Source organism: Methanothermobacter sp. CaT2 (assembly GCF_000828575.1).
Taxonomy (GTDB): Archaea; Methanobacteriota; Methanobacteria; order Methanobacteriales; family Methanothermobacteraceae; genus Methanothermobacter.
This window is the reverse complement of record NZ_AP011952.1, coordinates 792,443-806,782: the sequence shown is the minus strand read 5'-3', so window position 1 is coordinate 806,782 and position 14,340 is coordinate 792,443. Positions and strand designations below refer to the sequence as shown.

Annotated in this window: 16 protein-coding genes; 2 read left to right on the top strand and 14 right to left on the bottom strand. The window is 48.9% G+C overall.

Annotation, left to right across the window (positions count from 1 at the left end):
- Positions 1 to 9: 9 nt before the first annotated feature.
- From MTCT_RS04150 to MTCT_RS04130, 5 genes are all read right to left on the bottom strand, one after another.
- Positions 10 to 1,113, bottom strand: coding sequence for an aldo/keto reductase (locus MTCT_RS04150; RefSeq protein WP_048175570.1), 1,104 nt, complete (start codon positions 1,111 to 1,113; stop codon positions 10 to 12).
- Between the two features lie 19 nt (positions 1,114 to 1,132).
- Positions 1,133 to 1,555 carry a DUF1284 domain-containing protein gene (locus MTCT_RS04145; protein ID WP_052457338.1) on the bottom strand — a complete coding sequence of 141 codons (423 nt, stop codon included), beginning with the start codon at positions 1,553 to 1,555 and terminating at the stop codon, positions 1,133 to 1,135.
- Positions 1,509 to 2,171: a biotin transporter BioY gene (locus MTCT_RS04140; protein WP_048175569.1), complete on the bottom strand. Its 663-nt coding sequence runs from the start codon at positions 2,169 to 2,171 to the stop codon at positions 1,509 to 1,511. Before MTCT_RS04140 ends, MTCT_RS04145 begins: the two co-directional genes overlap by 47 nt.
- Before the next feature lie 149 nt (positions 2,172 to 2,320).
- Complete coding sequence (locus MTCT_RS04135; protein WP_048175568.1) at positions 2,321 to 3,664, bottom strand: deoxyribodipyrimidine photo-lyase; 1,344 nt, start codon at positions 3,662 to 3,664, stop codon at positions 2,321 to 2,323.
- 9 nt (positions 3,665 to 3,673) lie between these two features.
- Complete coding sequence (locus MTCT_RS04130; protein WP_048175567.1) at positions 3,674 to 4,609, bottom strand: DUF523 and DUF1722 domain-containing protein; 936 nt, start codon at positions 4,607 to 4,609, stop codon at positions 3,674 to 3,676.
- 124 nt (positions 4,610 to 4,733) lie between these two features.
- Here MTCT_RS04130 and MTCT_RS04125 point away from each other — a divergent pair, with 124 nt between their 5' ends.
- Together MTCT_RS04125 and MTCT_RS04120 are read left to right on the top strand one after the other, a co-directional pair.
- Positions 4,734 to 6,122 carry a sensor histidine kinase gene (locus tag MTCT_RS04125; RefSeq protein ID WP_048175566.1) on the top strand — a complete coding sequence of 463 codons (1,389 nt, stop codon included), beginning with the start codon at positions 4,734 to 4,736 and terminating at the stop codon, positions 6,120 to 6,122.
- A complete protein-coding gene (locus MTCT_RS04120) occupies positions 6,122 to 7,177 on the top strand; it encodes a histidine kinase dimerization/phosphoacceptor domain -containing protein (RefSeq protein WP_231855377.1) in 1,056 nt (351 codons plus the stop codon). Before MTCT_RS04125 ends, MTCT_RS04120 begins: the two co-directional genes overlap by 1 nt.
- Positions 7,178 to 7,343: 166 nt before the next feature.
- Here MTCT_RS04120 and MTCT_RS04115 read toward each other — a convergent pair whose 3' ends face one another.
- The 9 genes from MTCT_RS04115 to dnaG all read right to left on the bottom strand — a co-directional run bounded on the left by MTCT_RS04115 (position 7,344) and on the right by dnaG (position 14,285).
- The gene (locus MTCT_RS04115; protein WP_231855376.1) at positions 7,344 to 7,661 is read right to left on the bottom strand and encodes a helix-turn-helix transcriptional regulator; all 318 of its coding nucleotides are present in this window, start codon (positions 7,659 to 7,661) and stop codon (positions 7,344 to 7,346) included.
- Positions 7,662 to 7,708: 47 nt separating this feature from the next.
- On the bottom strand, positions 7,709 to 8,158 hold the full coding sequence (locus tag MTCT_RS04110; RefSeq protein ID WP_048175563.1) for a universal stress protein: 450 nt from the start codon (positions 8,156 to 8,158) through the stop codon (positions 7,709 to 7,711).
- A 23-nt stretch (positions 8,159 to 8,181) separates the two neighbouring features.
- Entirely contained in the window at positions 8,182 to 8,940 is a 759-nt protein-coding gene (locus MTCT_RS04105) for a pyrroline-5-carboxylate reductase (RefSeq protein ID WP_231855375.1), read from the bottom strand.
- Entirely contained in the window at positions 8,940 to 9,137 is a 198-nt protein-coding gene (locus MTCT_RS04100; RefSeq protein WP_231855373.1) for a hypothetical protein, read from the bottom strand. Before MTCT_RS04100 ends, MTCT_RS04105 begins: the two co-directional genes overlap by 1 nt.
- 26 nt (positions 9,138 to 9,163) lie before the next feature.
- A complete protein-coding gene (locus tag MTCT_RS04095; RefSeq protein WP_048175562.1) occupies positions 9,164 to 9,394 on the bottom strand; it encodes an MTH895/ArsE family thioredoxin-like protein in 231 nt (76 codons plus the stop codon).
- Positions 9,395 to 9,456: 62 nt separating this feature from the next.
- Positions 9,457 to 10,425: a permease gene (locus MTCT_RS04090; protein WP_048175561.1), complete on the bottom strand. Its 969-nt coding sequence runs from the start codon at positions 10,423 to 10,425 to the stop codon at positions 9,457 to 9,459.
- A gap of 191 nt (positions 10,426 to 10,616) precedes the next feature.
- Positions 10,617 to 11,552: a site-specific tyrosine recombinase/integron integrase gene (xerA, locus tag MTCT_RS04085; protein WP_048175560.1), complete on the bottom strand. Its 936-nt coding sequence runs from the start codon at positions 11,550 to 11,552 to the stop codon at positions 10,617 to 10,619.
- A 61-nt stretch (positions 11,553 to 11,613) separates the two neighbouring features.
- Positions 11,614 to 13,119 carry a Lon protease family protein gene (locus MTCT_RS04080; RefSeq protein ID WP_048175559.1) on the bottom strand — a complete coding sequence of 502 codons (1,506 nt, stop codon included), beginning with the start codon at positions 13,117 to 13,119 and terminating at the stop codon, positions 11,614 to 11,616.
- 20 nt (positions 13,120 to 13,139) lie between these two features.
- Positions 13,140 to 14,285 carry a DNA primase DnaG gene (gene dnaG, locus MTCT_RS04075; RefSeq protein ID WP_048175558.1) on the bottom strand — a complete coding sequence of 382 codons (1,146 nt, stop codon included), beginning with the start codon at positions 14,283 to 14,285 and terminating at the stop codon, positions 13,140 to 13,142.
- Positions 14,286 to 14,340: the final 55 nt, after the last annotated feature.

Here is a 14,340-nt window from a genome sequence, read left to right as displayed (position 1 = left end):
GATATTCACCTATCCAAGTTTTTCATGAAGCCTCCTGAGTTCAGAGGGTATATCAATCATCTGGGGGCAGGGCATGCAGGAGCCACAACCGGAACAGTTTGAGGCCCTCTCCGCCTCACCCATGATCTTATGGTACTCTGTCCGAACACCCCTGGTGCTCATGAACCGGTATATGTCGTTCAGCAGTCTGAGGTTACGTGGTATGTCCACGCCCTCAGGGCAGGGCATGCAGTAGCCACACTCACTGCAGGGGACACTCTTTCTCATACGGTATGCCCTTCTGACCTCCCTTAAGATTGCATGATCCTCATCAGTAAGTTCCTCGGTGGATGAGGCGATTCTGATGTTCTCCCTCACCTCGGAGATGCTGCTCATTCCACTCAGAACAACATCAACATCATCCATGTCCCATAGGTACCTCAGGCACCACTCCACAGGTTTCCTAGGGGGTTCTGCCATTTCATATATCTCCATAACCTCGGGGGGGATGTTCCTGACGAGTGAACCTCCACGGAGGGGCTCCATTATAACGGTGCCCGCGCCCTTACACCTTGCATGGGATATGGTGGCGGGGTTTGCCTGTTCATCATCAACTATGTTGTGCTGGACCTGAACAAGGTCCCAGTCGTAGGCCTCGAATATATCAAAAAAGACGTCTGCAGTGTCATGGAATGAGAAACCAACATATATACCATCATCTCGCAGGGAGTCCAGGAATTCAAGCACCCCCATGTTCCTCAGGGTCAGCCAGAAGTCCATTTTAAGGTTATGTAGGAGGTAGATATCCAGCTTGCCCCCGAGCCTTTCAATCTGCTCATCCATATAACTCTCCATGTCCCTCCTGTTCCTCACCAGCCAGGTTGGGAGTTTGGTTGCAACGTAAACATCAGGGTAATAGTTTTCTGAGAGGAATTCCCCTATGAAAACCTCACTTTCACCACCATGGTAGGTGTAGCCGGTGTCAATGTAGTTTATACCATTGTCAAGGGCGAAGGCCATGATCCTATCTGCTGCAGGCCTATCAAGCCTGCCGTTGACCTCTGGAAAGCGCATAACGCCTATACCCAGAATAGATGCCTCTATATCTGTTGATCCAAGTTTCCTCCGGATCATGGGTTTCACCTGCAAAGAACTACTTGTGGATGAGGCATACATCCATCCAGGAGCATTTCCCACATATCTCCATGATTCTGTCTGAACTGATTAGAGAAAGCAGGGCATCTTCAATTTTATGGAAATTCACCATGCAGCCGCTCTCCAGTTTAAGAAGTTCCAGGACTCTCCTGTCCATGGATCTGATCCTTTCTTCGTCCCTGACACACCGGACACCATCCATGAAGGGACAGGCCCGGCATATGTCATCTGGAAAATCAACGATCATGAGGGAAGCTGAGGGGTTACCTTTTATCTCATGAATGATACGTGCAAGGTTTTCTGTGAACTCCTCACTGTAGCCGTACCCCTGAAAGCCCCTCATGCATAGGAGGTGGTGGGCCCTGATGGTTAAATCAGGGCACCCTCCATCCTTCTGCCTTCTGGATGTCAATCTCTTCACCATAGGGCTCCTTGGGTGTTATGGCCCTTGTGAGGGCAGCAGCCCCGGTTATCTTCAGGATGTCCCCTGGTATGAATGGAAGCATTCCCATTACCAGAAGTTCCCATGGCCCCGGCAGTGTGCCCTGGGTCTTCAGGCTCCACAGACCAAGGACAACGAGTCCTGGTATGTATATGAGGCCGAAGTTTGCTATCGTCATGAGTCCCAGCATGGGTGTGAACTTTCTGGCCCTTATGTGCCTGTCAACAAAGTGACCCAGAAGGAGGGCTGCCAGGACAAATCCCAGCAGGTAGCCGCCGGTGGCTCCCATGAGTACCTCAGGGCCACCGCTCATATCTGCAAACCAGGGCACGCCGGCTGCACCGATGATCACGTAGATTAGCTGGCTCAGCCCACCCCAGTACCTTCCAAGGATCACACCTGACATGAGGACTGCCAGTGTCTGGGCTGTGATTGGCACGGGTGTCCAGGGCAGTGGAATGACAACCTGTGCCATGGCGCCTGTTACACAGGCCATGAAAAAGGCCAGCACAGTCTTGTTTATCCAGTTCTGATTGTGTCTCCATCTGAATAATGTGTAACGCATTCTGTAGTATTCCTCAAGGTTAATGTTCATATGCTAACCTCCCTGGAGTGAATAGTAATGGATAATTAGAGTCCCTTAGATAGTTGGATCCGTGAGGATAAAAGTTTTTTGTATTTTTATGCGGACTGTGACATTTCCGGACCTCCGGATAAAGTTCTTCATGTGTGTTTGATCCTGGGTCAGTCACCATCTTCCATGAGGCCCCGGATTCTATCAACGTAATCATCTATCCTGAACTTCCTCTTAAGTCCGCGGTCATTCATGTACCTGACCTTACCGAAGATTTCCCTTTCAGCCCATGCACGATCATGTTTACCGAAGCACCATGCAACCCCTGCGAATCCATTAGGATCCCTGCCATCGATCTCATACCGGTCATTGAGGTAAAGGGCTATGTCGTAGGCCCTTGCAGGGTGATCGGTCCATTCAAGTATCTTCTTACCCCAGTACATCCTCATATAGCCGTGCATCTTTCCGGTGATAACCATCTCCTTCTGTGCAGCGTTCCAGTAGGGGTCATGGGTACTGGCGGATTCAAGTTCATGGAGGCTGTACTCATACTCCCTGGGATCAGCCACATGGTCCATGAGGGTCCTGTGGGCCCATTCAGGAAGGCAGCTGATGCTGGAGTAACTGTCACTGTAGTGGACAAAGTTCATGCTGAGCTCCCGCCTCACAATTAGCTCCTCGAGGAACTCAGGACACCTGCCGGCCTCTGAAGCCCTCAGTGCAAGGTATAGTGGAGATATGTGTCCAAAATGCAGGTAGGGACTCATATTGGAGAGACAGTTCTTAACGGGGTCGTTTCTGTACCTCTCAAAGCATTCAAGTTTTTCCCGAAGAAACTCATCGAATATTTTGAGGGCACTGGATGTTCCTCCTCTGAATATTGAGGGATCCAGCTCATCACGGACCCTGAAGTCTCTCATCACATCCTCAAATTCAGGGCCGGGTTCAAGGTCCAGGGAATCAACATGCAGGGTTCTCATCCTCAGGGGGACCATGAACCTTTTAAGCTGTCTAGTTATCTTTGGCCTGAAGGTCCCTGCAGAGTACTCCTCCTTATCTGAGGCTGTTTCGACTGGTACTATTACGTTGCTCTCAACCTGGGTTAGGGGGATGTGGAGTGCACCTGCAGCAGTCTCAACCCACTCCCTCTGGATGTCAAGGTATCCCCTGTCTGTCACAGCTGCAACGGCATCATCAGCATATTTAAGAAAAACTGAGGGTGGAGAGCCTCTCTCAACCACAAGCTGCATCCCCCTTTCCTGGAGACCTGACCTCACATCCCTGAGCCCCTCTATCAGGAAACGGTAATGACGGGAATTGGCATTCGGAAAATCATCTGTAAGGCCAAAGACCACCAGAAGGGGTTTTTTAAGACTGTTAGCGGTTTCAATGGCGTATTCAAGTGCATGGTTCCAGTGACTCCTCACCGATGCCTGCATCCAGTAAACGACGTAACTGCCGCGAAGATCTGGCTCCTCATCGTTGAGATTTCTTATCCTTTCAGCATGTATCATCATGATCCCTCAGATAATGAGGGTTACCGGCACGAGCTCCCGTGGGTAGGGCTCGAATAGTGTCTGTTTCTCAAGGTAGGTGTCCCCGAACCTCAGAACCCATGATCTGAGCATGCTTAATGGTACAAGGAGTGGTACCACGCCCTTGCGGTACCATTCAATAGATTCGAGGAAGTATTTCTTTTCCTCGCCATTGAGTTTTGATGAAAAATGGCCGAAGGCGTGCAGCAGGGCGTTGATCTTTCTTTCAGGTTTAATGGGCTCCCTGATGATTTCATAGAATATTTCTGAGTATCCCTTAATTGCATTATCATGGTCCTTCTGCTCTGCTATCACCCTTCCAAGGATGTTCTGTCCCTCTGGACTGATGGACATCAGGAGTAACTTGTTCCTGGTGTGGAACTCTATGAGGTCCTTGAACCCCTCCACAGAGCGGAGGTCCCTTACAAGGTAGAGCTTGATGAGGAAGTCCTCCCTTATCTGCAGATTCCGGAGCCTCCCCTCATCCTCAAGGGGAAGGTGGGGGAATCTCTCCATCACGGCCCTTCCAAAGAAACCCATTCCGTCACGTCCAGGGCGCCGACCCTCGCCACGGTAGACCTTCACGTTCCTTATGCCACATGATGGCGATCTGTTCTTAAGTATGAAGCCGTCAACAGCATCCAGTGAACCCAGAAATGAGTCTATGAATGATTTCATGGCAAATGTTACATCCCTGCCAGTCTCTGGCTGCACAAGCCTAAGGTTACCATCCACCTCTGTTATGTGGATGGGTGGCCTTGGAACACCAAGCCCAATCTCAACCTCCGGGCAGACCGTTATGAAGTCTGCGTAGTCTGATAACTGCCTCACAAAGGGACTTGATATCATTGACCCGTCATACCGGCAGTGGTCATGTTCAATGCAGCGGCTGAGCACAATGAGGGGTCTCCTGAATTTTCTCATAAACTATATTTAGGTCCAGATCATAGATAAGCCTTATTGGAATCCGGTGATTAAGTTCCATAGATATACTGCTGTAAATGGTAATCATATATGAAATGGTTCTCACAACCGATCAGATGATAGGATGACGTGCAGGATTCTTATACTCGAGGACGTCCCGCTGGACGTTGAGCTCATGGAAAGGGAGATAAGGCAGGCGGGCATTGAATTCATATCAGAGACCGTTGATAATGAAGAGGACTTTATAAGGGCCATTGATGAGTTCAGACCCGACGTTATACTGGCAGACCACTCCCTACCCTCCTTTGATGGTCTCTCCGCTCTTTCAATCGCAAGGGAGAGATGCCCATGGGTACCCTTCATATTTGTTAGTGGCAAGATCGGTGAGGAATTTGCGGTTGATGCCCTGAAGGCTGGAGCCACAGACTATGTCCTCAAGAGCAACTTTTCAAAGGTCCCCATTGCAATAAGGAGGGCCATCAGGGAGATTGAAAAGGAGCAGGAGCTTGAAAGGACAAGGCAGTCCCTTATTGAGAGCAACTGGCAGCTGAGGGAGGCACAAAAGATAGGGAGGATAGGCAGCTGGCACTGGGACATCGCCTCAGACACCCTATCATGCTCGGATGAGGCCCTCAGGATACTTGGAATTCCAGGGGATGAATTCAGGGGCAGCATGGATGAGATGGCTTCAAGGATACACCCTGATGAACGCAGGACCTTCAATGAGTCAATCAGGTCTTTGAAGCCATTTGAGGGTGAATACCGGATACTCAGGGATGATGGTTCCACTTCATTCGTCCTGCTCAGGGCAGAGGTGCTGAGGGACTCCGAAGGGAATCCAAAGGCATTGATAGGGATAAAACAGGATATAACGGAGGATAAACGTATCAGGGATTCCCTTAAGGCTTCACTAAGGGAGAAGGAATTCCTCCTATCTGAGATACACCACAGGGTCAAGAACAACCTTCAGCTGATATCGAGCCTCCTAAGGCTTCAATCAAGGTACATAGAGGATGAGAAGTCCCTTGAAATATTCATGGAATGTCAGAACAGGGTTAAGTCCATTGCCCTCGTCCATGAGAAGCTCTATGGATCAGGGGACATGATGGCGGTCAACCTTGCGGAATACATAGAGGAACTGCTTTCTGAACTCAGAAATATGTGGAGGGGGAGGGACACGGTATTCAGGACTGAACTTGATGAGGTCAATGTGGGAATAAACACGGCGGTTTCCATTGGCCTGATTGTCAATGAACTCGTGACAAATGCCATAAAGCATGGAATAGGCTCCAGTGGTGAGGTGAGGATTGAGCTTTCGGTCTCAGATGGAATGGGCACACTTGTGGTTGCAGATAACGGTGGAGGGCTTCCTCAGGATTTTAAAATTTCAGATTCGCCGGGCTTTGGCCTTAAACTCGTTAACTTCATGCTCAGGAGAGTCAATGGATCGGTAGTTGTAGAGAACCATGGTGGGGCTGTTTTCACAGTCACCTTTGATGCTGGTGGTGAATGATGAGGGGAAGGGTTGTTATAGTTGAGGATGAGGAACTGGTGGCCCAGGATATCCGGTACATACTGGAGGATGCAGGTTATGAGGTCGCTGCAATATTCCATTCAGCTGAAGACCTCCTGGAGGCACTGGAAAAACTGGAACCTGACTCCATAATAATGGACATCATGCTGGAGGGGGAACTGGATGGTATCGATGCTGCAAGGATAATAAGGGAGAAGATGGACATCCCTGTCATATACCTCACAGCCTACAGCAGTGATGAGATTGTGAAGAGGGCGAGGGAGACTGAACCCTATGCATACATCCTCAAACCATTCCATGAGAGAGATATAAGGGTGAACCTTGAAATGGCCCTCTACAAGCATGAGGCAAAGAAGAACAGGGTTAAACTTGTGAGGGAAAAGGCCATCAATGAGTACCTTAAAAGGTCCATCGAGGAGAAGGAACAGCTCCTCAGGGAACTTCACCACAGGGTCAAGAACAACCTCCAGCTCATTATAAGCCTCCTGTCACTCCAGATAAGGTACATAGAGGATCCGGCTATTGAAGAATTTTTCAGGGACTACGTGAACCAGCTGCGTTCGATTGCAATGATACATGAGCGCGCCTATCCATCCTCAGGCACCTACATCATTGATTTTAAGGAGTACATCAGGAACCTTTCATCACGCCTCCTCAATTCCCATGGCAGGGCATCTGATGTCAGGGTCACCGTCACCGGGGATCCTGCAGAGCTTAACATGGACACTGCAGTTCCACTGGCACTTATAACAGCAGAATTAATCTCAAATTCACTCAGACACGCCTTCAGTGAGGGTGGTGAGATACACATCGAAATTAGAAGATTCAATGGCCGCCACAGGCTTGTATACCGGGATAATGGGCATGGTTTACCTGAAGGTGTTAGCTTTCCAGATGGGGGTTCCTTTGGGTTCCGGATGATTCATAACCTTGCAGGGCAGCTTGGGGGACAAATTGAGGTTGAAAGCAGTGATGAGGGTGTTGTATTCAGGTTTGAGTTCTTTGAACAGTTTTATACTGACAGAATAACATGATATGCTTTCTTGCATGGTCTTTTTCATAGGAGAGTATTTATTTTTGCTTTATCTCCATTTTGATGCGCCGCCCATAAAAAGATGAAGTGATGGGGATTAGAATATTTCCGTAGGGGGCCGCCGTCAGGATGTTATTGAGAGGTCCCTCAGCATCACTAACCCACCTTCAGGGAGTCACCCTTTTATTTATGAGCTGCTCTATTATTGAGGGAAGCTCATCACTGGCCAGACTGTAATGAACCCAGACTCCACGTTTTTCTGCCTTCAGGAATCCAGCCCTCTTCAGTATGTTCAGATGGTGTGAAACGGTGGGCTGGGGCCTTTTAAGGGCAGCCATTATTTCACATACGCAGAGGTCACCCTCAGAGAGGAGGTGAATTATGAGGAGGCGTGTTGGATCTGCCAGTGCCTTCAGGACTTCCGCTTCCCTCTTTATTTCATCCTGAGGGGGTAGACGGCTGATTTTTTTCTTTAATTCACGCATCTGCTCTGGGCTTGGCCTACTGGAGTTACATGAATTCATGGTACTACCTAACATTTAAGTTTCTGGCTGTGGACCACGAGTACAGGTACCCTGGCGTGTCTCACAATCTTCTCTGACACACTTCCGAGGAGGAACCTTTCAAGGGCATGTTTTCCTGATGCCCCTACAACTATGAGATCCACATTTTCTTCATCAGCGACTTTCAGAATTGTTTCTGCAGGTGAACCATCCACCATCATTTTATGGACCTTAACAGGAGTATCGAGACTCACCGCAAGGTCCTCGACCTTCTGGAGGGCCTCCTCTGATTCCTTCCTGAAGAGTTCTGTCACCTTGCGTGTGAGTTCCTCCACCGGAAGGTTCTCAAGGGGGTAGGTCTCTGTGACCGTGAGCGCCAGAAGTTCGGCCTGGTTCTGTGCTGCAGTTTCAATGGCGTATTCTGCAGCCTCCATTGAACATTCTGATCCATCCGTTGCAAGCAATATTTTTCTGTACATATTCATACCTCCTTAGGGGGCTGTCACCCGGTCAGGCTTTGGTATATTCTCATAAGATTTTCCCTGTAGATGGCCCTCATATCATCCTCTGCATCCTCCAGGGGCTTTACAGCTATGAGGTCCATAACCATATCCCTTTCCAGGTGTGAATACAGGGCCTCCACTGCGCCTGATGCCATAGAATACACAGCGGTTGCAGCCTCATCAGGGGTCATGCCGAACTCAACGGCCAGTTTTTCCAGTTCATCCAGCTGGAACCATAGATAAGTCGGACCCATTGCAGTTATAACGGCGTATGCTTCAAGTTTGTCCTCAGAAACCTCTGGAAACTCTCCGAGAGGTTCAAATAGTGATTGAAGTATTTGCCGGTCAGTGCCTGTGAGTTCATCTGTCGCGCTGAAGGGATTGTAGCCCCTGTTAACAAGAGAAGGGGCGTTGGGTATAACCCTCGCGACCTTTGGGTGATCTAGTGCCTCCTGTATCTCCACTATTCTGATCTTGGGCGCCAGGGACACTATCAGTGATTCAGGGTCAGGGGACTCCATTTTGTTCAGAACATCCTTCAGGACGTGTGGATGCAGTGCAAGGAATATCACATCTCCTTCCATGCTGCTGCAGTCAGCTGATGTTTTAACCCCGAATTCATCCTCAAGGATTCTGAGGGAATTCTCATCGGGGTCGCACACCATCACCTCCCCGGGTAGTTTACCTGCCCTCTGGAGACCCCCGAGGATTATCCTGACTACCCTGCCACCGCCCAGGAATGTTATTCTCATCTCCATCACTTCATCTTTTTCTCACAGTCCATGCAGTACTCGGTGTCCCTGTCGGTTTTGAATAGTTTACCGCAGCCCTTGCAGTTGACGTACCTCAGACCTGACTTCTTCTTCTCAAGGATGCCTGTCTGGCAGGCGCATGCCTTTGATGAGATCATTGCCTTTATTTTTCCCTCAAAGCCCTTTTCTTCGTCTTCGACCATGGTCATCACCATGAAAATGAGGTGTTTCAGGAGAGGATCTTCTTGATCTCCTCCTTGGAGGCGACTCTTCCCATGATTTTAAGTTCACCATCGACTGCCAGTCCTGGAAGGGCTGTGAGTCCTGCCTCCAGTATCTGGTCCATTTCCTTTATCTTTTCGAATTCAGCATCGATTTCAAGTTCTTTAACTGCTTCTCTGGCGTTCTTTTCGAGCATCTGACAGTTTGCACATCCTGTACCGTATATCTGTATCTTCATTATTTCACCTCAAATTGTTTCCAGGTTGAACCTGTTAACGTGACATGTGTATTGGGGATTCTCTAGATTATTATGTTGAATATGTAGCCTGTAAGTGTTATTGAGACTGCCAGGATTGCTATGAATGTGGCGAGGAGCTTTGGCTTCATCACCTTCCTCAGGATTATCATTTCAGGAAGTGATAGGGCGGTTATTGACATCATAAGTGCCAGTGCGGTTCCGGCAGCCATTCCCTTCTCTATGAGGGCTGATATGAGGGGGATGGTACCGGCGGCGTTTGAGTACAGCGGCACTCCTATTATAACTGCCATTGGAACAGCGAATATATTGTCTGCACCAGCATATTGAAGGAGGAAATCCTCGGGGAGGTAACCGTGTATCCATCCCCCGATGGCTATTGCTATGACTATGTAGGGTGAAACACGGCGGAGTATATCCTTCATCTCATTCTTGGCTATCACGTACCTCTCCCTGAGGGTTGGCTGTGGCAGTTCCACATCGACTAATCCCAAGGCCTTCATCTTCTCCACTGTCTCGTAGACGTAATCCTCGAGTTCAGTTTCCATTTTAAGCTTTCCTATGAGGATTCCTCCAATAACTGCGATTATGAAACCTGATAGTATATAGAAGGCGGTTATCTGCCATCCGAACAGTCCAAGGAGCAGTATTATTGCTATCTCATTTATCATGGGGGATGAGATGAGGAAGGAGAAGGTCGCCCCCAGGGGCACGCCAGCTTCAACGAACCCTATAAATAGGGGAACGGCTGAACATGAACAGAAGGGTGTGATTATACCAACCAGGGCTGCTATGAAGTTACCAAAGTATTTATGTCTTTTCTCAAGTGTTTCCTTAACTTTGTTGGGTGGGATGTATGTTCTTATGAATGATATGACAAATATGAGTGTGGCGAGAAGTATGAATATCTTTATGGTGTCGTATATGAAGAAGTTAACGGCGCTTCCGAGGTGGGAGGCCGGTTCAAGGCCCATGAGATTGTATGTTACATAATCTGCGAATTCCTGTAACAACCTTTTAACCTCCAATCAATATATTCAAATTTATGGATATAAAGTAAATTGTGGCAGCCAGTATATATAAGTTTCCATGGTTCAATGAAGGCACTGAACTTCTGAAAAATGAAGATCGCCCTAGGGGAAGAATTCAGGCCATCTGCTGACTCCTGACCTGAAGTTTATTGAAAGAACTAAAAATAAGTTAATTAGAGGAGCCTGGCCCGGTCATAAACATTTTTAAGGGTCTGCATATCCACGCTCGTATATATCTGTGTCGTTGAAAGGTTTGAATGTCCCAGAAGCTGCTGTATGGCCCTTATATCCACACCGTTCTTGAGGAGGTGGGTTGCAAAGGAGTGCCGCAGGATGTGGGGTGTGACCTTCTTATTTATCCCTGCCTTCCGGGCATAGTTCTTTATCATCATCTGAACGTACCGCGGCGTGAGGGGGTCCCCGAAACGGTTGAGGAACAGGTAGTCGCTTTCATGGATCCTTCTTTTGAGGTAATCCATGAGGAGATCACGGGTGTTCTCATCAAAGAGGACTATACGATCCTTATCACCCTTCCCCCTGATCCTTATGGTCCTCTCATCAGGGTCTATGTCATTGATTCTGAGTGATACCAGCTCAGAGACCCTGAGACCCGATGAGTAGAGAAGTGAGAGTATAAGGCGGTCACGGGTCTTTATGAACCTCCTTATGACGGAGCCATCATCAGCCACCTCAACGGCGTTGATGAGACTCTTGACCTCATCCTCATTGAGGGACTTGGGGAGGGACTTGGTCCTCTTGGGGGCCTTGACCTCCTCCAGGCAGTCTATGCCACTGAACTCAAAGAACTTCTTAACAACAACAGTGACAAGGTAGATGTAGTTCTGTGTAACCTTTTTCTCCCTTTTAAGGTACTGTATATACCTCTTGAAGGACCTGAGAACCCTCCGGTCATCGTAGAGGTCATCCTCCTTCATCAGAAACTCATAAAAGTTTTTAACGATTGATTTGTAGGTCTTTATTGTGTTTGGAGAGTAATTCCTGATCTCAAGTTCAATGAGGTAATCCTCAATGAGCTCTGGAAAATTGTAACGTTCAAGAAGACCCTGCCTTTCCTCTGACTCCCTCTTCATATTCATGGTATCTACCATAAATATCCACTTAAATCTTGCGGATCATGCACTCATCGAACTCATCCTGATGCAGTTCTCACTACATGTAGCTGCGGTCTATGTTCTCGCTGCTGTATCCCTGCTGTGACATCCTCTGGGAGCTTGATAGATCCTTCTCGAGGGCCTTCTCATAGCTCTTATATCTTCTTATTATCTGATCCTCAACTGAAACAGCCTTCCTTATGGCGACCTCCATGTGCCGGGTCTCAATGTAGGGGCTTCCATCCATAACTGCAAGGTCTCCGGCCATCCTCACAACCCCTCCGAGGTCCCTGAGCCTGAGGGTGAGGGCGTTATCAACATCATCCACGGCCCTTGCCCTCCGTTTAGCCTCTTCAATGAGTAGTTCAACGGCGGCGGCACGAGCATGGGGTATCTTTCCATCCAGTTCTATCTCCTGCGCAACGAACTGGACTATCTTTGCCCGGTTCTCATCGGTATCAGGCATTGTGGTGTTTAGAAGAAGCTCATAACCCTCCCCCTGGATTCTTGATCGCAGAGGGGGGAGAATGTACTGGAGGTCTGCGATGTTGCAGGCACCGACAAATATGAAGTCACATGGAACCTCATCGACCTTGACGGAACTTCCAGCACTCTGGGGGTTTCTACCGACTATGGGGAATGTCTTATCCTGCATTGCGCTGAATATGAACCTCTGAAGGCCTGCAATGTGAACTATCTCGTCTATGAAGAGAACACCCTCATGGGCCTCATGGATGGCCCCCGGCACAACGCGTTCATAGGGCTGTGATCCAAGGTCAGGGTGGCCTCCGTAGGGGTCATGACGGACATCTCCCAGGAGTTCGGTTTCACTGGCCCCGGTGGCCTGAACAAAGGTTTTTCTATCAAGTGGCACTATCACGTTCCTGGGTTTCTCCTCAACAATCTGCCTTCGCTTTTCAAGGGCCCTCTGGTCAAGGACCTTGATCTCCTCACCACCAACCCGCTCATAGATCACAACCTCCTCAACACCATCAATGATGCGGGTCGTTGTCACCCTCTTCTGGGGGACGCTGAGGCTCCCTGAGCTCATCTCAAACATTCCAAGGAGGTCTCCGATATGTTTTCTCCTGGCCTTGATGTGTGAAAACTTGTCCCCACCACACCGCGGGCAGATACTGTTATAGGCGCTGCTGTATTCACCGCAGTGGATGCACTTGAAACCCAGCCGCTCTGCAACGGCATCAGGGGCGCTCTGGGGGTCTATGAGTTCTCCCTCAGCCCTTTCGATTTCAAGGATTTCATCCTCTATCTCCTTGCGGTTTTTGACCTCAACGAAGGGCCTCTCTGGCCTTTCAGGGTTGTGGACAACTGTTATCTCCTCGGATGGTTCAGGGAGATGAAAGGATATTGCCTGGGCAAGCAGTGATTTTCCTATGCCCGGCGGTCCAACAAGTAGCAGATGTCTTCGCTGCTTCGCAGCTATCTTTATCATGGGCATGACATCCTCATGCCCTATAACCCTTTCAAGGGGATCCTCAGGTATCTTAACGTCTTCCGTGGTGTTTATATCCTTCAGATATTCACGGTTCATATCAACATACATTTTGGATGCCTTCTGTAATTTCAGGTGTGACCGGTTATAATCTTGAGGTTGTGGGGTTTCTTCACTATATCCCCGCTTCTCACGGCCACAAGGTATCTGAGCCCCTTCTCGAAGGAGAGGTCAACCAGGCGCTGTGTTATAACACCATCAAATACCACGGCGTAGGGGTGGTTGTTTACCCTGCTCAGTTCATCGTAGAGGTTCTCAACCTTAACCTCCTTGAGTATGTTGAGGGCGTCGTCGAGTATCTCGGCGTTCCCGGTGCCCTCAAGCTCCTTCAGGATGTTACGTAGGAGCACCATCTTGTCCTCTGTCTTCTTCTTATCCTTCTTCATTCCAAGGTCATGGTAAAACTGTTCAACGGGCACCTTATTACGAAGGGCCATCATTATCTCGTCCTTCTCAAGGTCCTCAACCTCCTTGCCCTTGGGAGCCCGGGTGACGTAGTCTATCTCACCAACCTGGAGGAGTTCCTTGAGTATGAGTTCACCGCCCCGGTCACCGTCAACGAAGGCTGTAACAGTCTTTTTTCTGGTTAAATCCGCCACAGTTTTTGGTACACTGACACCCTCCACTGCTATGGCGTTCTTTATACCGTACTTGAGGAGGTTGAGCACGTCTGATCTTCCCTCAACCACAAGTATGGCGTCTGAAGTTTCAACGTTGGGGCCGGCCGGGAGTTTCTCCTCACCGTACTCGGTGATCTCATGGACCCTCATGGCCTCCTTTACCTCCTCGATCATCTTGAGGCTCTCAGGGGCAACCTCCTCCATCATGCTCGCGTAGATCTCCTTGGCCCTCTCAACGACCCTTTTACGTTTAACGGCCCTTACATCTTCAACCTTTGTGACCTGGATGTAGGCCTCGCATGGCCCGACACGGTTTATTGTTTCCAGGGAAGCCGCAAGTATGGCGGTTTCAACACGGTCAAGGCTTGATGGTATTATTATCTCCCCCTTTGATTTACCACCACGTGATGTTATGTTAACCTTGATTCTACCGATCCTTCCTGTTTTCTGGAGTTCCCTGAGGTCTAGGTCGTTGCTGAGGAGGCCCTCTGTCTGTCCGAATATCGCCCCCACGACATCTGGTTTCTCTACGATTCCATTAGCGTTAATTTGAGCGTGAATGAGGTATTTAGTTGTACTTATCTCTTCTTTTCCCATGTAAACCCTCCTTTTGAGGAATGACTGGTTATCAAATTGAAGTGTGATGATAACA